Here is a 17,418-nt window from a genome sequence, read left to right as displayed (position 1 = left end):
TACAGCATGGTTCCCTAAAAATGGTTAAATGAAGTTTAATTGGTTTCCTAAAAGTGAATAGTTAAATTTCTAACGGTATATTTTTCCCTGTCACAGGCCCTCCTGTTGCCATTGCGTCGATCTTGATGCGCGGCCAGACAACTTCGATGATGGCGCCTTGCCGTTTGATTCCTGGGATAAGGGTCTGGTGAGGGTCAGACCCATTGGCAAACCTCAGCTGCGCGCCGGTACGTTGCAGCAGAGTCTTGGCGATAAACAAGCCAAGGCCCATGCCTTCGTATCCGGGGCGCTGCTTCAGCTCGCTTTCGCCGCGGCGGCGGCGCACGAAAGGGTCGCCGATACGGCCCAGCAGATGCGGTGGAAACCCCAGTCCGTCATCGCTGATTCTGAGAACGATCCGTTCGTTGTCCCAGGCGGCATCGATCCAGACCGCGGATTTGGAGAAATCGACCGCATTCTGCACCAGATTGCGCAGCCCGTGGATGATTTCCGGTTTCCGCAGGACCGTAGGCTGCTGGTAATCTCCGCCTTCCAACGGTTCCTCATGATACAGAACAGCCTTGCCCCGGTTCATATGCGGTTCAGCCGCTTCTGTCACAAGTGTTGAAAATGGTGCCTGTCGCAAGTGCAGGTCGTCGTTGCCGGCCCGGCCCATGGCGCGCAGGATATCCCGGCAACGGTCGGCCTGCTCGCGGATCAGGGCAGCATCTTCGCGCAGCTCCGGCCGGTCCTCCAGTTCTTCGATCAGTTCAGCACTGGTCAGCTTGATGGTGGCCAGCGGCGTTCCCAGCTCATGCGCTGCCGCCGCGACCACACCGCCCAGGTCGGTCAGCTTCTGCTCGCGCGACAACGCCAGCTGGGTGGCGCTCAGCGCATCTGACATCAGTCTCATCTCGTTGCTGACCTTGAAGGAATAGGCACCGATAAACAGAATTGCGATGACGATTGCGATCCAGTTGCCGAAAATGAACACATCCGGGATGCGCAGGACAAACCCCTGCTCGGTCCGCAGTGGCAGGTGGAACTCGGCCATAAGGGTAACCAGGATAATAGCGGTCGCCCCGATGATGAGGGTCGAACGCAAACCCATCACCGCTGCGGAAATTGTCACCGGTCCCAGCACAAGCAACGCAAAGGGATTGTTCAGCCCGCCGGTCAGATAGACCAGAAAGGCCAGTTGCAGCAGATCGAACAGAACCATCAGGAAGTTTTCGAACTCGCTGAGGCGTTTGTTTTCCGGAAACGCAAAGATGGCAATCAGGTTGCCGGCGGCGGAAATCCCGATTGCCAGATAGCACAGCCCAAGCTCCAGCTGCAGATTGAACCGGTGCTGCGCCACCGCGATCGCTGAGATTTGCCCGGCAATTGCCACCCAGCGCAGCAGGATCAGTGTCCGCAACCGGACCCAATGGCTGTGATCGTGGCTGCTTTGCAGCATGAAAAGGCGATCGCTCATTCGGCTTCGGTGCTCCCGCAGATGTGACGCCGTGCGTCAGTTGCATCGGCTGTAATTCTTGATAGGTCTGGCGCCGCAAACGATCAACAACCCTTCCCTGATGAAAAGTGTGATCCCATGACCCGCCTTTATGCTCTTCTAGCTGCTGTTTTTGTCGCTGCCCTGGTGGGTGGCGCCTGGTTCATGACCCGCGGGGGCGGTGGGGGTGACAAATTCGCGCAGTGCCGCAGCAGCCAGATTGCAGGCGGAGCAGACACTATCGGCGGACCGTTCGAGCTGGTGAATGCGAAGGGGGAGACTGTCACCGACAAGGACGTGATCACCGAGCCCTCCATCGTTTATTTCGGCTACACCTTCTGCCCGGATGTCTGCCCTATGGATGCAGCTCGCAACGCAGATTCGATTGACGTTCTGGCAGAGCGCGGAATCAGTGCAACACCAGTGTTCATTTCCATCGACCCGGACCGCGATACGCCTGAAGCCGTTGGGGATTTCGCTGCCAACCTGCATGAAAAGATGATTGGGCTGACAGGCTCTCTGGAGCAGGTGAAGACCGCCAGCAAGGCCTACAAAACCTACTTCAAGAAGAACGACGGGGATGAGGATTACTATCTCGTAGATCACTCTACATTCTCCTATCTCGTGCTGCCTGAGGAAGGCTTCGTAGAGTTCTTCCGCCGCGATGAAACAGCCGAGCAGATGGCAGAGAAAACCGCCTGTTTCGTTGAAAAAAGTTGAAGCAGGATAGCTGTTTGACCTTTTCCCCTGCCCGGTCATATTCTTGCATGAATAAATAAAGCTGCGCGGAGGACCGGGCATGGCCGAAACTGTTATGCAGGAAATTGGACCCGACAAGACAATGTTGCTCGTCGATGATGACGAGCCGTTTCTGCGGCGCCTGGCCAAGGCTATGGAAAAACGCGGCTTTGAAGTGGAAACCGCGGGCTCTGTAGCTGGAGGCAGTGCTATCGCAACCGCCCGCCCGCCGGCCTATGCGGTGGTTGATCTGCGGCTTGAGGATGGCAACGGCCTGGATGTGGTCGAGGTGCTGCGAGAAAAGCGCCCGGACAGCCGGGTTGTGGTCCTGACAGGGTATGGGGCGATTGCCACAGCGGTGGCGGCGGTCAAAATCGGCGCGACCGATTACCTGTCCAAACCGGCCGATGCCAGTGACATCATGAACGCTCTGTTGTCCACTGGCGATGAATTGCCGCCGCCGCCGGAAAACCCGATGAGCGCCGACCGGGTGCGCTGGGAGCATATCCAGCGGATCTATGAGCTGTGCGACCGCAATGTCTCGGAAACGGCGCGGCGGCTGAACATGCACCGCCGTACCCTGCAGCGGATTCTGGCCAAGCGCAGCCCGCGCTGAGCGTTCCACAGCAGGCGCCGTGATCCCTGCGGCGCCGACAGGGTGTTGCGCTGCCTGCGCACGGTGGCCTCACGCGATTTTAAGCGGCCTGGGGCATAGTCCCAAGTGATCGCGGTCATCGCCGGGCCTGACACCCCCGGCATCATGGAACAGGGCCCATTGGCACGGGCACGCACAGACGACGTTCGCGTGCGGGAGCGACCCTCCCGTCCCGCCTCCGCCCCATGGCGGCGCCGCCATCCTCAACTTACCGACATTTTTTCGCAGGACAGGCAGCAGGACAATAAGTGCACACCGGCAGGGCAGCCCCCGGCCGGAAGGAACCCGTTGTCGGCTACATCTGCTGCAACAGCGCCTGGTGCCGGGCAATGAAATCCTGCCGCACGTCTACCGGCGGGCGCAGGCGGATCTGCAGGCCTTCGGCAATCTCCGCATTCAGACGGCCAAAGAATTTGCTGGCTTCTGCTTTTGAGAACCCGGCGATCTGCACCGCTTCCATCCAGGCGCTGACCTTGTCGGCGCGCTTGATCTGCGCCTTGACGGTCTTGGGCAGGGCGGCAGGCAGACCGAACCGCAGATGAATGGCCGCAGTCAGCCGCTGATCCAGATCCTCGTATCCCGGCCCGACCGCAGCCTTCACTGGTGAAATCATATCGCCGATCACATATTCCGGCGCATCATGCAGCAGCGCCGCCAGCCGCCATTTGACGGGTGCTCTGGGCTGCATCCGGCTAAAGATGTCCTCGACCAGCAGTGAATGCTCTGCCACCGAATAGGCGAAATCCCCGCGTGTCTGCCCGTTCCACCGCGCCACAAATGCCAGCCCATGGGCAATATCCTCAATCTCTATGTCCATTGGCGTTGGGTCCAGAAGATCCAGGCGGCGGCCGGACAGCATACGCTGCCAGGCCCGGGCAGGTTTCGCGGGCATGGGGGTGTCCTGTCGCTGTACTCGGGTATTTGACTACCCTCTGAAGGTGAGCAGAGCAATGTTCCCCGGATCAAAACCTGTTTGCGCGAACACAGATTAAAACGGGCAGTTTATACCGCGTGCGTTTGAAAACCCTGCCGTCAGCCCCAATATCATAGGTACACAAGGGGCACCGCCCCCTCCCTGCGGCAAACCCCTTTTGCGAACAGACACGCAACAGAAAGGAGTTTGTCATGTTCAAGCGTTTACTAGGTCTTTCCCTGTTGTTCGGCATGGCTGCGACAGCGCCGCCAGCCTTGGCAGCCAGCTGCGGTAACCGCGAGGTTATGACGCAAAGACTGGAAAGCGGCTACTCCGAACGGCTTACGGCCGGCGGTCTGCAGAAAAGCCGGGCTGAAGCGACAATGATAGAAGTTTGGTCATCTGACGAAACCGGTACTTTTACGGTTTTGGTCACTCATGCAAACGGGATCAGTTGCGTTGTTGCAACCGGATCGTCCTTTTTCCAGATAGCAGATAAAGCGCCGGAACCAGGCACGCCAAGCTGACTTTGCCTGCATTGCAGGCTCTTTCTTCTACCTGGCGAGTGATGAAATGCCTGAGCCCTCGGCTCCGGTCTCGGGTATCTTCGTTGAATATAAACTATTGCAATGCTAGGCCCTGCATCAAGTGTACTCGTAACCGGAATGGAGCAGACTATGGCCGGGGATTATATCGTCAAGGACATCGCGCTGGCAGGCTTTGGCCGCAAAGAGCTGGATATCGCTGAAACAGAAATGCCGGGCCTGATGGCATTGCGCAAGGAATACGGCGACAGCAAACCGCTGAAAGGCGCGCGCATCGTCGGCTCGCTGCACATGACTATTCAGACTGCGGTTCTGATCGAAACGCTGGTGGCGCTGGGCGCAGATGTGCGCTGGGCATCCTGCAACATCTTCTCGACCCAGGACCATGCCGCAGCGGCAATTGCCGAGGCCGGCATTCCGGTCTTTGCGATCAAGGGCCAGACCCTGGAGGAGCATTGGGATTACCTCGATAAATCCTTCATGTTCCCTGAGGGCGCCAACCTGATCTTGGACGATGGCGGCGACGCCACCCTCTATGTGCTGCTGGGCGCCCGCGCCGAAGCAGGCGAGGATATCATTCCGGTGCCGCAGTCCGAGGAAGAAGCCGTTATCAAGGCGCAGATCCTCAAGCGCATGGAAGCCTCCCCTGGCTGGTTCACCAAGACCCGCGATGCGATCCTGGGCGTGTCCGAGGAGACCACCACCGGCGTTCACCGCCTGTATGAGCTGCAGAAAAACGGCCAGCTGCCGTTCCCGGCAATCAACGTGAACGACTCGGTCACCAAGTCCAAGTTCGACAACAAATACGGCTGTAAGGAATCGCTGGTCGACGGCATCCGCCGCGCCACTGACACCATGCTGGCCGGCAAGGTTGCCGTGGTCTGCGGTTACGGCGATGTGGGCAAAGGCTCAGCAGCTTCGCTGCGCGGCGCCGGCGCCCGTGTCAAAGTGACTGAGGCCGACCCGATCTGCGCCCTGCAGGCCGCCATGGACGGCTTTGAGGTCACCCTGCTGGAAGATGAAGTCGCCACCGCCGACGTCTTCATCACCACCACCGGCAACAAGGACGTGATCCGCATCGAGCATATGCGCGAGATGAAGGACATGGCCATCGTCGGCAACATCGGCCATTTCGACAACGAAATCCAAGTCGCCGCGCTGAAGAACCACAAGTGGACCAACATCAAAGATCAGGTGGACATGATCGAGATGCCCTCGGGCAGCCGTCTGATCCTGTTGTCCGAAGGCCGCCTCTTGAACCTTGGCAACGCCACTGGCCACCCGTCGTTTGTGATGTCGGCCTCTTTCACCAACCAGGTGCTGGCACAGATCGAACTGTGGACCCGCGGCGATCACTATGAAAACGACGTCTACATCCTGCCCAAGCATCTGGACGAAAAAGTCGCTCGCCTGCACCTGGGCCGCATCGGCGTTAAACTGACTGAGCTGAGCGCCGAACAGGCCGCCTACATCGGCGTCAAGCCGGAAGGCCCGTTCAAGCCGGAACACTACCGCTACTAAGCGGCAGTACTTGCCAAAGATCAGCGCCGCTGGAGCAATCCGGCGGCGCTTTTTTATGTGGTTGAGCGGGTCAGCGCTGACCGGGCATGTGATCACCACGCCCATCGGGAGTAAGGTCGAACAGGTTCCACATCGGCCACAGCGCATCGACATGACGCGGCTGCCAGGGGCTGGGCTCAAACAGCATCTCTGATCCCCAGAAATGCCGGATGCCGTCATCTGACTGGGTAAAGACATGCAGCATCGGCAATTGCGCCCCCTCGTCGTTTTCACCCAGATAGTCCTGCTGGTAGCGGGTGCCTTCGGCAGAGTAGAGCGGCAGCTCCTGCCAGTTCTTTTCCGCCTGCAGCGCCGCCAGCCGTTCCGGCGAGGATTGCGCGACAACGGCAATCGCCATGCGGGCCTGAAGATGGGACACCTGCCCGCGCCAGCCATCCAGAAAGGCGGCGCACATCGGGCATGACGTGCCTTTCCTGACCGGTGATATCTATAATTAACAATTACGCTAAATAGAGTCGCAATCTGTCAAGAGGCCTTACTGTTCCCGCAGTGAAACCGGTTGCCGTGAGCATCGGTTTTCAGCGTCGCTGATTTAGCTCGCATTGTCAGGGTTATTGATTTGCGGAATCGTGTCCAAAAGGGCTACACATAAGAAACCGGCCAGGACGGCCAGGTACCAGATTTTCAAACGCGTGTGGTGGATAGTGGAGCACGCGGGGTGGAAGGGAAGGTCCTGAATGTCCTCAGGTCCTTCCCTTTTTCAATTCAGCGGCCTGCTTCCTCAAAACAGAGCCATAACCAGGCCCGCAGCAGCGCAGGCCACAGTGGCGTATCCACCGTCAATCAGTGTCAGTTTGACCGGTCGCATTCCGTACATGTTGTTCAGGGCGATCCAGGGGCTGATGAAAAACAGGCCAATACCCGCGCCGCCGACCAGCCCGGCCATCAGCGTTTCAATTCCGGACAGGGTGAACACGTGGCGCATCATACCGACCACAATCAGCTGCAAGACAAAGGCCATGGCAAAGATCGCCGGGCTTTGACCGCCTTTCGGCTTGCCGGTCTCGTCGCATTCGATACCCGAAGCCTTAACCCAGGGCTTTGCCAGAGCGCCATAATACACAGCGCCCAAAACAAAAGCCGTCGCAGCTGCTGCAAATACACTCAAAAATTCCATGACGCTCTCCTCAACAATTTCGGCCACTTGGGCGGAGATTGCCAGGTCAGCCCGGATCTGTCTCTCCCAGCGCGCAGATGGCGGCCCATTCGGCGTCGCTCACCGGCTGTACCGACAGGCGGGAGTTCTTGACCAGCACCATATCCTCCAGCCGCGGATCAGTTTTGATCTGATCCAGGCTCACGGCTTTGGCAAATGGGCGCACCGCCTTGATATCCACGCATTCCCAGCGTGTGTCCTCGGTGGTGCTGTCAGGATGCGCCTCGGCGCAGATCTCGATGATGCCGACCACGGATTTTTCTTTTTGAGAGTGATAGAAAAATCCGCGGTCGCCGATTTTCATGTCGCGCATGAAGTTGCGCGCCTGGTAGTTGCGCACGCCGTCCCATTCCTCACCCGTCTCGCCTTTGGAGACCTGGTTATTCCAGCTCCAGGTGGAGGGTTCGGATTTGAACAGCCAGTAGCGCATCAGCCGATGACCTTCTTCCAGGTGATCAGTTCGACAGCTTCAAATAGGCCAGCCTTGTTATAGGGGTCGTTGTCCGCCCAGGCTTGGCCCGCTGCCATGTCTTCAACGTCCAGAATAACCAAAGAGCCGACCATATTGCCATTCTGGTCCAACAGCGGGCCGGCCTGTGCCACAACACCGGTGTCGTTAATATAGGCCAGATGCGCGTCGCGGTTGTCGAGACGGGTCTGCAGGGCGCCGGCTTTGTCGCGAGCTATCAATGCGATCAGCATTTTATTCCTCTTTTAGTGGTCTTTTAAGCAAATGTGCCACTGCTTCACTGATCGTCAAGCGCTGATCTATCAAATTGGTTACTGTGAGCGTGACTGGCATATCCAGACCCATCCTCTGCGCCTGTTCTGCGACGGCCCGTGCGGTGGCGGCGCCTTCCACCGTGATGCTTGGGTCAAACGTCTCTCCCCGGCCGACGGACAGGCCCAGCCGGTAGTTGCGGGACAGATCCGAGGTACAAGTCAATGCCAGATCGCCGAACCCAGAAAGCCCGGCCAGGGTTTCCGCCTTAGCGCCGCTTGCCAGCGCCATGCGCTGCATCTCGGCATAGCCGCGGGTCATCAATGCAGCGCGGGCACTGTCACCCAGCCCGGCACCAATCACTGCGCCGCAAGCAATTGCCATCACATTCTTCAATGCCCCGCCAACTTCCGCGCCAATGGTGTCGGTTGTGCGGTAGAGCCGCAAGTTGGCGGTGGTCAGCTGTTCCTGAAGCTGTTCGCAATGTCCCGCATCGCTGCAGGCCAGCGTCAGCGCAGTGGGCAGGCCACGGGCGATATCGGCAGCAAAGCTTGGTCCGGTCAGCAATGCAGCCGACGCTTCGGGTATGACTTCGCGGATGACAGTGACAGGGCCAAGCCCAGAGTCCAGCTCAATTCCCTTGCAGCAGGCAACAAGGGTTTTGCCGGTCAGATGCGCCTGATGGTCTTCCAGCACCCCGCGCAAAGTCTGCATCGGCACGGCCAGCAGCAGCACGTCAGATGTGCAGGCTTGCGCAATATCTGCAGAGATCGTCAGAGTCTCCGGCAGCACCACACCAGGCAGTCGGGTGCCGTTGCGACGGCTGTCCTGCATCGACTGGGCCTTTATCGCATTGCGCGCCCATAGGGTGACCGGCCCGTTACCGGCCAGGGATATCGCCAAAGCGGTGCCAAAGGCACCCGATCCCAGTACTGAAATGCTCATGCCTTGGCTCCCTTGCGGCCGGATCCGATCAATGCCGGGCTGCTCTGGTCCAGCGGCCAGCGCGGGCGGGCAGTCAGGTCCAGCCCGTCGCGCGCACCGGCCTTGAACCGCTCAAGCCCTGCATAGGCGATCATCGCGGCGTTGTCGGTGCACAGCCGCAGCGGCGGCGCGGTAAAAGCGGCGCCCGCCTCGGCGCAGACCGTCTCTAATGCGGCTCGAATAGCGGTATTTGCTGCAACACCGCCTGCCACGGCGACAGTTGGTTGCGCAGGCTGCTCTGCCAGGTAAAGGCGGATTGCGCGGCGGGTCTTTTCGGCCAGCGTGTCCACAATGGCAGCCTGAAATCCGGCACAGAGATTGGCGCGGTCCTGACGGGTCAGCCCGCCTTTTTCCGCAGCGATTTGATCCCGCATCCGCATCAATGCGGTTTTCAGCCCGGAAAACGACAGGTTGCAATCCGGTCGGTCCAGCAAGGGGCGTGGAAAGCGAAAGTGCTTGGGGTCGCCGAGTTCTGCCTCGGCCTGCACAGATGGCCCCCCGGGCTGCGGCAGGCCCAGCAGACGGGCGGTTTTGTCAAAGGCTTCGCCGGGGGCGTCGTCAATGGTGCCGCCCAGCCGGGTGAAATCTTCAGGGCCGCGCACCAGCAAATACTGGCAGTGGCCGCCAGACACCAGCAGCATCAGATAGGGATAGGCTATGCTGTCGGTCAGCCGCGGGGTCAGCGCATGGCCCGCCAGATGGTTGACACCGACCAGCGGCAGGCCGGTGGCAGCTGCAATCCCTTTGGCACACATAACGCCAGACATCACACCGCCGATCAGGCCGGGACCGGCCGTTACGGCAACCGCATCCATGTCCTTCAGCGCCAGCCCGGCCTCGGCCAGCGCATCACGCACGCAGATATCCAGTTTTTCAGCATGAGCGCGGGCAGCGATTTCCGGCACCACGCCGCCAAAGGCGCTGTGCAGCTCAGTCTGGCCGAACACAACCGAAGACAAGACCTCGGGCTGTACGCCTTCGGTCTGCCGCACTACGGCGGCGGCGGTGTCGTCGCAGCTGCTCTCCAGCCCCAGAATGGTCAGGGTCTTTGTCATGGCCTTACCGTTGCATCAAACTGCTGCCGGGGCTACCACCGAAGCGGGGTGCAAACAATCCCAGGAGCCGGTCCATGGTGCCTTTGCTGATGACACGCCCGCTGGCGGGGGCAGAACGGTTTGCCGACGGCCTTCCTGCGGCTGCGCGCGCCGGGCTGCAAATCATCTATGCGCCTTTGATGGAGATCCGGCCAGTGACGGGGCCTATCGAATTGCAAGGCGTGAAGGGCGTGATTTTTACTTCGCTCAATGGTGTTGATGCCGCTTCACGTGAAACTGTAACACGGCTGCCTGCCTTTTGTGTTGGGCAGCGCACGTCGCAGGCTGCCGCAAAGGCGGGCTGGCAGGCGAAGTGTCTTGGAGAAACAGCAGAGACGCTGATCGTAGCACTGCAGAAACAGCCGCCACAGGGACAGCTTTTACATTTGCGCGGTGCCTTTACCCGCGGCGAAATAGCAGCGCGGCTGAGCAGCGCAGGTATCCCTTGCCGCGCGCAAATCGTGTATGATCAGGTGCTTCTGCCGCTAACGGAGGAGGCGCAGGCCGTGCTTTCTGCGCAAAATGATGTGATTGTGCCACTGTTCTCACCCAGAACCGCGCGCCATTTTGCCAATCTGTGCGGGGATGCTTCGCATTTGCATCTGATTGCGCTGAGCCCGGCAGTGGCAGAGCCGCTGTCAGGATTGAATTGCAAGGCGTTGCGCGTAAGTAAGGCGCCGGATGCAGCAGCAATGACAGAGGCTGTCCTTGATGCCGCAGCGCAGCTGTCCCGGCTTGAGGGTGACTGGCGCGCAGAGTAGTGTCCAGCGTGTTCGCAGGAATGTATTTTAGGAATCGAGGGGGAGGCCAGCGTGGCTGACAAGAAAAATCCGGAAGACGTGATTGAACCCGGCCCCGGCGATCCCATGCCGGTTGAGGACACGACCGAGACTGCTGAACAGGATTTGGCGGATGAAACCGGCGTTGATTCTGTTGACGACTCTGAGACGGTAGAATCCTCGGTTTCCGAGACCGAGACCGAGACCGAGACCGAGACCGAGACCGAGGGAACGTCCTTCGAAACATATTCCGGCGAACCGGATGCCCTGGCGGATGCTCCTCAGGAAATTGAGCGCGTTGTGGAAAAACGCGGCGGCTTCGGCGCTGCAGTTCTGGGCGGTTTTGTTGCCGCCGCCGTCGGCTTTGTGGCGGGCCAGAGCGGTTGGCTTAGCAGCAGTCTGCCGCCGTCAGTGCAGGAGAACAGCGCGAAATTGGCAGCTTTGGAATCTGGCCAGTCGGACCTAAAGGGGCTCCAACAGCAGATTGAGGCCAATCAGGCATCTGATCTTGCGCAGCTGACCACCCGTATTGATGCATTGACCGCCGAAATTGAACCGTTGAAGTCCGCCCAGGCCCCGGACGCAGCTTTGCGTGCGGATCTGGATGCGCTGGCGGCCCGCATGTCCGCATTGGAAACCCGGCCGCTGGAGGGGGCCTCTCCCGAGGTGGTGGCGGCGTTTGAAGCGGAACTGGCCAAATTGCAGGACAGTCTTGCGGTGCAGCGTTTGGAAGTCGAACAGATGCTGACTGAGGCTCAGGCGATGGATGCTGCCAGTGCTGAGGCGGCCCGGGTTGCCAGTGCGCAGACCCAGCTGGCGCAACTGCGGTCCGCCTTGGACAGCGGCAACAGCTATGCAGCCAATATTCAGACGCTGTTGCGCCTGGGCGTGGAAGTGCCCGCAGCCCTGTCCGGTCTGGCCGATGGCGGTGTCGCCAGTATTTCAGCTCTGCGTGATGGCTTTGCCCCGGCCGCGCGGGACGCGCTGGCTGCTGCCCGCGAAGAATCCAAGGGAAGCGGCGGCCTGCTGGACTATGTGAACCGGCATCTGGGCGCGCGCTCGGTGACACCACAAGAGGGCGATAGCCCGGATGCGGTATTGTCTCGGGCCGAGGCCGCAGTGTCCGTCGGCAAGCTGCAGGACGCCTTGAACGAATTGTCTGTTTTGCCTGAAGCGGCCCGTGCTGCTCTTTCCGATTGGGAAGCTGCGGCAAATGCGCGGGTGGCTGCTGTGACGGCTGCCGCTGAACTGGCTCACAGCCTGCAAGCCAAATAAGGAAGCCGCCATGCTCTGGTCGTTGTTGAAGATTCTCGTATTCGTCGCAATCATTGCACTTCTTGCATTTGGCGCCGGTCTCCTGATGGAAACCGCGGGCGGAGTGCAGATCACCGTTGCCGGCACGGAATACACGCTTGGTGCGCTGCAATCGGTTCTTGCGCTGACTGTGCTGGTCGTGGGTGTCTGGCTGTTCCTTAAGCTTCTGTCGCTGCTGGTTGCCACACTACATTTCCTGAACGGCGATGAGACAGCCCTGTCGCGCTACTGGGACAAGGGGCGCGAGCGTAAGGGCTTTCAGGCCCTGTCTGACGGGCTGATGGCGCTGGCCTCGGGCGAGGGGCGCCTGGCGCTGGCCAAGGCGGCGCGGGCGGAGAAATACCTGCAAAAGCCGGAGCTGACTGACCTTTTGGTGGCTCAGGCAGCTGAGATGAGCGGCGACACCCACAAGGCAGCAGAGGCGTATAAGCGTCTTCTAGCGAACCAGCCGACCCGTTTTGTCGGCGTGCGCGGGATCATGAAACAGAAGCTGTCCGAGGGGGACACCGACACTGCCCGTCAGCTGGCGGAAAAGGCTCTGGCGCTGCGGCCCAAGCACCAAGAGGTGCAGGATACGCTGCTGCGCCTGCAGGCTCAGGCAGAGGATTGGGCAGGCGCCCGAAAAACCCTGTCGACCAAGCTCAAAACTGGAACCCTGCCGCGTGATGTGTTCAAGCGGCGTGACGCGGTGTTGGCACTATCGGCCTCCAAAGGTATTCTGGATGAGGGTGCAACGGTTGAGCAGCGCGAGCAGGCGATCGAGGCCAACCGCCTGTCACCGGATCTGGTGCCTGCCGCTGCCATGGCGGCCCGTGCCTATATCGCCCAGGGCAAGAAACGCCCGGCGGCGCGGCTGCTGAAGAAAACCTGGGAAAGCCAGCCACATCCCGATCTGGCCCATGCGTTCGCCGAAATTGAACCGGAGGAAACCGCAGCTGGACGCGTCAAACGGTTTGAGCAGCTGGCCCGCCTTAAGCCGCTGGATGATGAAACCCGTCTGGTGATGGCTGAACTGAACATCGTCGCCGAGGATTTTCCCGAAGCCCGCCGCTGGCTGAATGACCTGGCGGAACGGGCACCGGATGCCCGTGCGCTGACGCTGATGGCGGCGATTGAACGTGGCGAAGGAGCTGATGACAAAGTGGTGCAGGGCTGGCTGGCCAAGGCGATTACGGCACCGCGCGGGCCGCAGTGGGTCTGCGGCAACTGCAACCACATCCATGCGGATTGGGCGCCGGTCTGCGAACATTGCGCCAGCTTTGACACGTTGTCTTGGACGCGGCCGGAAACTCCGGAAGTCGCCAGTACCGCTGCCGCCCATATGCTGCCGCTGATCACCGGCGCAATGGAGGACAGGACCTCGGATCCGGTTGAAGATGCTGAGATCGTGGAAGCTGCAGAAGATGCAGCAGAGGAACCGCAGGATCAGCTCAAAGCTGCCAACTGACGGCGTTCTGCTGCAGGCTTAGCGATAGACATTTTGGGAACGGCAGGCATCGCCTGCCGTTTTCATTTCTGACAGCGTTGGGAAATACCTGCAGGCACAGATCCGCAGCCATATTTCCACGGCATTGTCTTGAATAAAAAAAGGGGGATGGTGCCCAGGAGAGGACTCGAACCTCCACGTCCATACGGACACTAGCACCTGAAGCTAGCGCGTCTACCAATTCCGCCACCTGGGCAGGTGTCGTGGGACCGGCGTATAAGCAGCTTCTTTTGGGGCGTCAAACGGATTCTTCAGGTTTTTTGGGGCAAGATTGCGTCGCGGCGGACTTCAGGGTGAAAAACTGATGCGGGCAGGCCGCTTGGACCGTTGCAGCGGCCAATTGCGCCTTGTCCGACACCCGTTGCGACGATACAGCTAGATGCAGCTAAATTCAGGAGCCAAAAGATGTCCAAACTGGTCACGATCTATGGCGGATCCGGTTTTGTGGGCCGCTACATCGCGCGGCGCATGGCCAAGGAAGGCTGGCGGGTACGGGTTGCCGTACGCCGTCCCAACGAAGCCATGCATGTGAAGCCTTACGGCGTGCCGGGCCAGGTGGAGCCGGTTTTCTGCAACATCCGCGACGACGTGTCGGTCGCATCGGTGATGCAGGGGGCGGATGCGGTGGTCAACTGCGTTGGTGTTCTGAATGAGCTGGGCAAAAACACGTTTGGCGCCATCCATGCAGAGGGTGCAGGCCGGATCGCCCGCATCGCCGCTGATCTGGGTGTGGCCAGCCTGGTGCATGTCTCGGCCATTGGCGCTGATCCAGAGGCAGACAGTGAGTATTCTCGCACCAAGGCCGCGGGTGAGGCCTCCGTGCAGCAGCATTTCCCTGCTGCGGTGATCCTGCGCCCGTCAGTGATTTTCGGAGCAGAGGACGGTTTCTTCAACCGTTTTGCCGGCATGACCCGCCTGTCACCGGTCCTGCCGATTGCGGCAGGCAGCACGAAGTTCCAGCCGGTGTTTGCCGATGATGTTGCCAAGGCTGCGGTCAAAGCGGCCGTGAGTGAGGCAGAGGCTGGCATTTATGAGCTGGGCGGTCCGGAGGTCAAAACCTTCCGCGCGCTGATGGCGCAGATGCTTGAGGTGATCCACCGCCGCCGTGTCATCCTGTCGCTGCCGGGGTTTATCGCCAAGCTGGTGGCCTTTGGTTTCGACGTGCTGCAATTCGCCAGCTTCCAGCTGATTGAGAATAAGATGCTGACCCGCGATCAGCTGAAAAGCCTGAAGTCGGACAACGTGGCGTCTGAGGGCGCCAAGGGCTTTGCGGATCTCGGCATCGAGCCGGTGACGGTTGGCTCTGTGCTGCCGGATTACTTGTGGAAGTTCCGTCCGTCGGGCCAGTACGACGAAATGACCAGTTCGGCGCGCAATCTCCGTAAGAATGGTGTCTGATCGGGATCGCTTTTCCGATGGTCGAAAGCGCGGTGGTTGCCACCGCGCTTTGTCTTTTCGGGATCAACTGCTGTAGGCAATGGTAAGCAGGATCACGCCCAGGAACACTCTGTAGACCACATAAGGCGTGAAGCTGACGGAACGCAGCAGCCTCATCATCAGGCTGAGGGCCGCCAGGGCGGACAGCATTGCCAGAACCGCTGCAATACCTGCGTCGCGCAGCAGGGCGGTGTTGGCCTCCAGTGCAACTTCCGCCCCCAGCAGCACGCCAGAGGCGATGATGGTCGGGATAGACATCAGCATGGCAATACGGGCGCCATCCGCGCGGGTGTAGCCCAGTTGCCGGGCGCCGGTGATGGTGATGCCAGAGCGTGAGGTGCCGGGGATCAGCGCCAGCATCTGCCACAGCCCCATGACCAGCGCGTCGCGCAGGCCCCAGTCCTCTGCCTTTTTGGCCTCTGCACCTTTCTGATCGGCCCAGTATAGCACCAATCCGAATCCCAGCATGGTCCAGCCGATGACGGTTATCGAGCGCAGCGCATGGCTGAGCCCAGTGAAATGCAGCACTGCGCCAAACAGAACTGTGGGGATGGTCGCCACAATCAGACCCATGGCGAGCCGCGAACCCGGCGTGTCCATGCGCCCGGTCAAGGCGCGGGGGAGACCGGCAAGGCCATCGCGGACATCGCCCCAGAAGTAGATCATCACCGCTGCCAATGTGCCCACATGCACCGCCACATCAATGACCTGGCCCTGGTCCTCCAGCCCTGTGAGTCCTGGCAACAGAATCAGGTGGCCAGAGGAGGAAACAGGCAAAAATTCGGTGATGCCTTGGATCAATGCAATCAGGATCAGCTGGAAAATCGGCATGCTGAAATCATCCTTTGCTGGCCGCGGATGGGCCGTAAACTGTCGCGACTCTGTATAAATCCCGTCTCTCGTTTGGGAAGCGGTTATTAAGGTCCGACATGGACCTAAAAATCCTGTACATTTCCACGAAACACGGTATCAGAAATCAAGTGCTGGCAAAATGGGTCAGCAATATTGACGTAAAGCGTACCAGCGCCTGAAGAGGTGCCAGCGCAGCCAGACAAACGATGGAGTCCAGCCCGTGGCCAAGCAACCGATGCTGAAATTCGTGCAGATCGAACGCGACATGCCCCAAAAGCGTGACGCGAGTGTACGCAAAGAAGACTTCAATGAGATCTACGCAGAGTACGCTGCCGCCAAGGCCGCAGAGCAAGCCAGCCGCTGCAGCCAGTGCGGTGTGCCCTACTGCCAGAGCCACTGCCCGCTGCACAACAACATTCCTGATTGGCTGCGTCTGACTGCAACCGGTCGTCTGGAAGAGGCTTATGCCACCAGTCAGGCCACCAATACTTTCCCGGAAATCTGTGGCCGTATCTGCCCGCAGGATCGCCTGTGCGAAGGCAACTGCGTGATTGAACAGTCTGGCCACGGCACAGTGACCATTGGTTCGGTTGAAAAATACATCACCGACACCGCCTGGGAAAACGGCTGGGTGAAACCGGCAGCTCCGCTGACCGAACGCAGCGAGAGTGTTGGCGTTATCGGCGCAGGCCCCGGCGGTCTGGCGGCGGCGGACATGCTGCGCAAGGCCGGCGTGCAGGTCACCGTTTATGACCGTTACGACCGCGCCGGTGGGTTGCTGATGTACGGCATCCCCAGCTTCAAGCTGGAAAAGGACGTGGTTGAGCGCCGCAACAAGCTGCTGGCTGACGGTGGCGTCAGCTTTGTGCTGAACTGCAACGTTGGCGAGGACATCTCGTTCGAAGAAATCCGCGGCAAGCATGACGCGGTGATCATTGCCACCGGCGTTTACAAATCGCGTGATCTGGCCATGCCGGGCAGCGGGTCCGAAGGTATCGTCAAGGCAATCGACTTCCTGTGTGCCTCTAACAAGAAAAGCTTTGGCGATGATGTTGCCGAATTCGACAGCGGTGATCTGAATGCCGAAGGCAAGAAGGTTGTGGTGATTGGCGGCGGTGATACGGCGATGGACTGTGTGCGCACTTCGATCCGACAGGGCGCGACCAGCGTGAAATGCCTGTACCGCCGCGACCGCGCCAACATGCCGGGTTCCCAGCGCGAGACACAGAACGCCGAGGAAGAAGGCGTGATCTTTGAATGGCTGTCGGCGCCCAAGGGCTTTACGGACGAGGGCGGCAAAGTGTCCGGCGTGATGGTGCAGAAGATGCGCCTGGGCCAGCCGGATGCCTCGGGCCGTCAGGCGCCGGAAGTGATTGAAGGCGCGGATTATGTGGAAGAGGCGGATCTGGTGATCAAGGCGCTGGGCTTTGAGCCGGAGGAGCTGCCGACCCTGTGGAACCAGCCGGAGCTGCCGGTGACCCGCTGGGGAACCGTCAAGACTGCGTTCAAAACTGGCGCCACTGAGTTGGACGGTGTCTATGCGGTGGGCGACATCGTGCGCGGCGCCTCGCTGGTGGTCTGGGCGATCAAGGACGGCCGCGACTGTGCCGAGGCGATCCTGGAGAAATTCAACGCCAAGGCCGCGGTGGCCGCAGAATAAGGCAGTACCGTCCGTACGCCGCCTGTGCA

General features: G+C 60.0%; 18 protein-coding genes and 1 tRNA gene. 9 read left to right on the top strand and 10 right to left on the bottom strand.

Annotation, left to right across the window (positions count from 1 at the left end):
- Positions 1-61: 61 nt before the first annotated feature.
- Positions 62-1,456: a sensor histidine kinase RegB gene (regB, locus tag ACP151_RS01805; RefSeq protein WP_424977126.1), complete on the bottom strand. Its 1,395-nt coding sequence runs from the start codon at positions 1,454-1,456 to the stop codon at positions 62-64.
- A gap of 117 nt (positions 1,457-1,573) precedes the next feature.
- Here regB and ACP151_RS01800 point away from each other — a divergent pair, with 117 nt between their 5' ends.
- Positions 1,574-2,194: an SCO family protein gene (locus tag ACP151_RS01800; RefSeq protein ID WP_424977124.1), complete on the top strand. Its 621-nt coding sequence runs from the start codon at positions 1,574-1,576 to the stop codon at positions 2,192-2,194.
- 79 nt (positions 2,195-2,273) lie between these two features.
- Entirely contained in the window at positions 2,274-2,828 is a 555-nt protein-coding gene (locus ACP151_RS01795) for an ActR/PrrA/RegA family redox response regulator transcription factor (protein ID WP_424977123.1), read from the top strand.
- Positions 2,829-3,162: 334 nt separating this feature from the next.
- On the opposite strand, the gene ACP151_RS01790 is transcribed toward ACP151_RS01795, so the two are convergent.
- A complete protein-coding gene (locus ACP151_RS01790) occupies positions 3,163-3,759 on the bottom strand; it encodes an HD domain-containing protein (protein WP_424977122.1) in 597 nt (198 codons plus the stop codon).
- A 233-nt stretch (positions 3,760-3,992) separates the two neighbouring features.
- On the opposite strand from ACP151_RS01790, the gene ACP151_RS01785 reads away from it, so the two are divergent.
- Positions 3,993-4,307 (top strand): hypothetical protein, encoded by a 315-nt coding sequence (locus tag ACP151_RS01785; protein ID WP_424977121.1) that lies wholly within the window; start codon positions 3,993-3,995, stop codon positions 4,305-4,307.
- Positions 4,308-4,457: 150 nt separating this feature from the next.
- Positions 4,458-5,846: an adenosylhomocysteinase gene (gene ahcY, locus ACP151_RS01780; protein ID WP_424977120.1), complete on the top strand. Its 1,389-nt coding sequence runs from the start codon at positions 4,458-4,460 to the stop codon at positions 5,844-5,846.
- Between the two features lie 70 nt (positions 5,847-5,916).
- Here ahcY and ACP151_RS01775 read toward each other — a convergent pair whose 3' ends face one another.
- The 6 genes from ACP151_RS01775 to tsaD all read right to left on the bottom strand — a co-directional run bounded on the left by ACP151_RS01775 (position 5,917) and on the right by tsaD (position 9,822).
- Positions 5,917-6,300 carry a DUF899 family protein gene (locus ACP151_RS01775; protein WP_424977119.1) on the bottom strand — a complete coding sequence of 128 codons (384 nt, stop codon included), beginning with the start codon at positions 6,298-6,300 and terminating at the stop codon, positions 5,917-5,919.
- Between the two features lie 327 nt (positions 6,301-6,627).
- Positions 6,628-7,023, bottom strand: a complete 396-nt coding sequence (locus ACP151_RS01770; RefSeq protein WP_424977118.1) for a DUF1761 domain-containing protein — start codon at positions 7,021-7,023, stop codon at positions 6,628-6,630.
- Positions 7,024-7,069: 46 nt separating this feature from the next.
- Positions 7,070-7,492, bottom strand: a complete 423-nt coding sequence (locus ACP151_RS01765) for an EVE domain-containing protein (RefSeq protein ID WP_424977117.1) — start codon at positions 7,490-7,492, stop codon at positions 7,070-7,072.
- Positions 7,492-7,764: a YciI family protein gene (locus tag ACP151_RS01760; protein WP_424977116.1), complete on the bottom strand. Its 273-nt coding sequence runs from the start codon at positions 7,762-7,764 to the stop codon at positions 7,492-7,494. Before ACP151_RS01760 ends, ACP151_RS01765 begins: the two co-directional genes overlap by 1 nt.
- A 1-nt stretch (position 7,765) precedes the next feature.
- Entirely contained in the window at positions 7,766-8,728 is a 963-nt protein-coding gene (locus ACP151_RS01755; RefSeq protein WP_424977115.1) for an NAD(P)H-dependent glycerol-3-phosphate dehydrogenase, read from the bottom strand.
- Positions 8,725-9,822, bottom strand: coding sequence for a tRNA (adenosine(37)-N6)-threonylcarbamoyltransferase complex transferase subunit TsaD (gene tsaD, locus ACP151_RS01750; RefSeq protein WP_424977114.1), 1,098 nt, complete (start codon positions 9,820-9,822; stop codon positions 8,725-8,727). Before tsaD ends, ACP151_RS01755 begins: the two co-directional genes overlap by 4 nt.
- Positions 9,823-9,896: 74 nt before the next feature.
- Here tsaD and ACP151_RS01745 point away from each other — a divergent pair, with 74 nt between their 5' ends.
- The 3 genes from ACP151_RS01745 to ACP151_RS01735 are packed head-to-tail and all read left to right on the top strand — an operon-like array spanning position 9,897 to position 13,401.
- Positions 9,897-10,622 (top strand): uroporphyrinogen-III synthase, encoded by a 726-nt coding sequence (locus ACP151_RS01745; protein WP_424977113.1) that lies wholly within the window; start codon positions 9,897-9,899, stop codon positions 10,620-10,622.
- 51 nt (positions 10,623-10,673) lie between these two features.
- Positions 10,674-11,915, top strand: a complete 1,242-nt coding sequence (locus tag ACP151_RS01740; protein ID WP_424977112.1) for a hypothetical protein — start codon at positions 10,674-10,676, stop codon at positions 11,913-11,915.
- Positions 11,916-11,925: 10 nt separating this feature from the next.
- Complete coding sequence (locus ACP151_RS01735; RefSeq protein ID WP_424977110.1) at positions 11,926-13,401, top strand: heme biosynthesis protein HemY; 1,476 nt, start codon at positions 11,926-11,928, stop codon at positions 13,399-13,401.
- Between the two features lie 148 nt (positions 13,402-13,549).
- On the opposite strand, the gene ACP151_RS01730 is transcribed toward ACP151_RS01735, so the two are convergent.
- Positions 13,550-13,636, bottom strand: a tRNA-Leu gene (locus ACP151_RS01730).
- A 209-nt stretch (positions 13,637-13,845) separates the two neighbouring features.
- Between ACP151_RS01730 and ACP151_RS01725 the strand changes: the two genes are divergently transcribed.
- Complete coding sequence (locus ACP151_RS01725) at positions 13,846-14,838, top strand: complex I NDUFA9 subunit family protein (protein ID WP_424977109.1); 993 nt, start codon at positions 13,846-13,848, stop codon at positions 14,836-14,838.
- A 63-nt stretch (positions 14,839-14,901) separates the two neighbouring features.
- On the opposite strand, the gene ACP151_RS01720 is transcribed toward ACP151_RS01725, so the two are convergent.
- Positions 14,902-15,708 (bottom strand): undecaprenyl-diphosphate phosphatase, encoded by an 807-nt coding sequence (locus tag ACP151_RS01720; protein WP_424977108.1) that lies wholly within the window; start codon positions 15,706-15,708, stop codon positions 14,902-14,904.
- A gap of 241 nt (positions 15,709-15,949) precedes the next feature.
- Between ACP151_RS01720 and ACP151_RS01715 the strand changes: the two genes are divergently transcribed.
- The gene (locus ACP151_RS01715; RefSeq protein WP_424977107.1) at positions 15,950-17,389 is read left to right on the top strand and encodes an NAD(P)-dependent oxidoreductase; all 1,440 of its coding nucleotides are present in this window, start codon (positions 15,950-15,952) and stop codon (positions 17,387-17,389) included.
- Positions 17,390-17,418 lie beyond the last annotated feature (29 nt).

Source organism: Leisingera sp. S232 (genome assembly GCF_049800895.1).
In the GTDB taxonomy this organism is placed as follows: Bacteria; Pseudomonadota; Alphaproteobacteria; order Rhodobacterales; family Rhodobacteraceae; genus Leisingera.
The sequence above is the reverse complement of the archived record's forward strand: the minus strand, read 5'-3'. Positions and strand labels throughout refer to the sequence as shown.

Coding starts and splice junctions, on each gene's coding strand:
- tsaD (WP_424977114.1), bottom strand. CDS start 9,822: ATGACAAAGACCCTGACCATTCTGGGGCTGGAGAGCAGCTGCGACGAC.
- ACP151_RS01745 (WP_424977113.1), top strand. CDS start 9,897: ATGGTGCCTTTGCTGATGACACGCCCGCTGGCGGGGGCAGAACGGTTT.
- ACP151_RS01775 (WP_424977119.1), bottom strand. CDS start 6,300: ATGTGCGCCGCCTTTCTGGATGGCTGGCGCGGGCAGGTGTCCCATCTT.
- ACP151_RS01760 (WP_424977116.1), bottom strand. CDS start 7,764: ATGCTGATCGCATTGATAGCTCGCGACAAAGCCGGCGCCCTGCAGACC.
- ACP151_RS01720 (WP_424977108.1), bottom strand. CDS start 15,708: ATGCCGATTTTCCAGCTGATCCTGATTGCATTGATCCAAGGCATCACC.
- ACP151_RS01725 (WP_424977109.1), top strand. CDS start 13,846: ATGTCCAAACTGGTCACGATCTATGGCGGATCCGGTTTTGTGGGCCGC.
- ACP151_RS01770 (WP_424977118.1), bottom strand. CDS start 7,023: ATGGAATTTTTGAGTGTATTTGCAGCAGCTGCGACGGCTTTTGTTTTG.
- ACP151_RS01800 (WP_424977124.1), top strand. CDS start 1,574: ATGACCCGCCTTTATGCTCTTCTAGCTGCTGTTTTTGTCGCTGCCCTG.
- ACP151_RS01735 (WP_424977110.1), top strand. CDS start 11,926: ATGCTCTGGTCGTTGTTGAAGATTCTCGTATTCGTCGCAATCATTGCA.
- ACP151_RS01795 (WP_424977123.1), top strand. CDS start 2,274: ATGGCCGAAACTGTTATGCAGGAAATTGGACCCGACAAGACAATGTTG.
- ACP151_RS01785 (WP_424977121.1), top strand. CDS start 3,993: ATGTTCAAGCGTTTACTAGGTCTTTCCCTGTTGTTCGGCATGGCTGCG.
- ACP151_RS01755 (WP_424977115.1), bottom strand. CDS start 8,728: ATGAGCATTTCAGTACTGGGATCGGGTGCCTTTGGCACCGCTTTGGCG.
- ACP151_RS01765 (WP_424977117.1), bottom strand. CDS start 7,492: ATGCGCTACTGGCTGTTCAAATCCGAACCCTCCACCTGGAGCTGGAAT.
- ahcY (WP_424977120.1), top strand. CDS start 4,458: ATGGCCGGGGATTATATCGTCAAGGACATCGCGCTGGCAGGCTTTGGC.
- ACP151_RS01790 (WP_424977122.1), bottom strand. CDS start 3,759: ATGCCCGCGAAACCTGCCCGGGCCTGGCAGCGTATGCTGTCCGGCCGC.
- regB (WP_424977126.1), bottom strand. CDS start 1,456: ATGAGCGATCGCCTTTTCATGCTGCAAAGCAGCCACGATCACAGCCAT.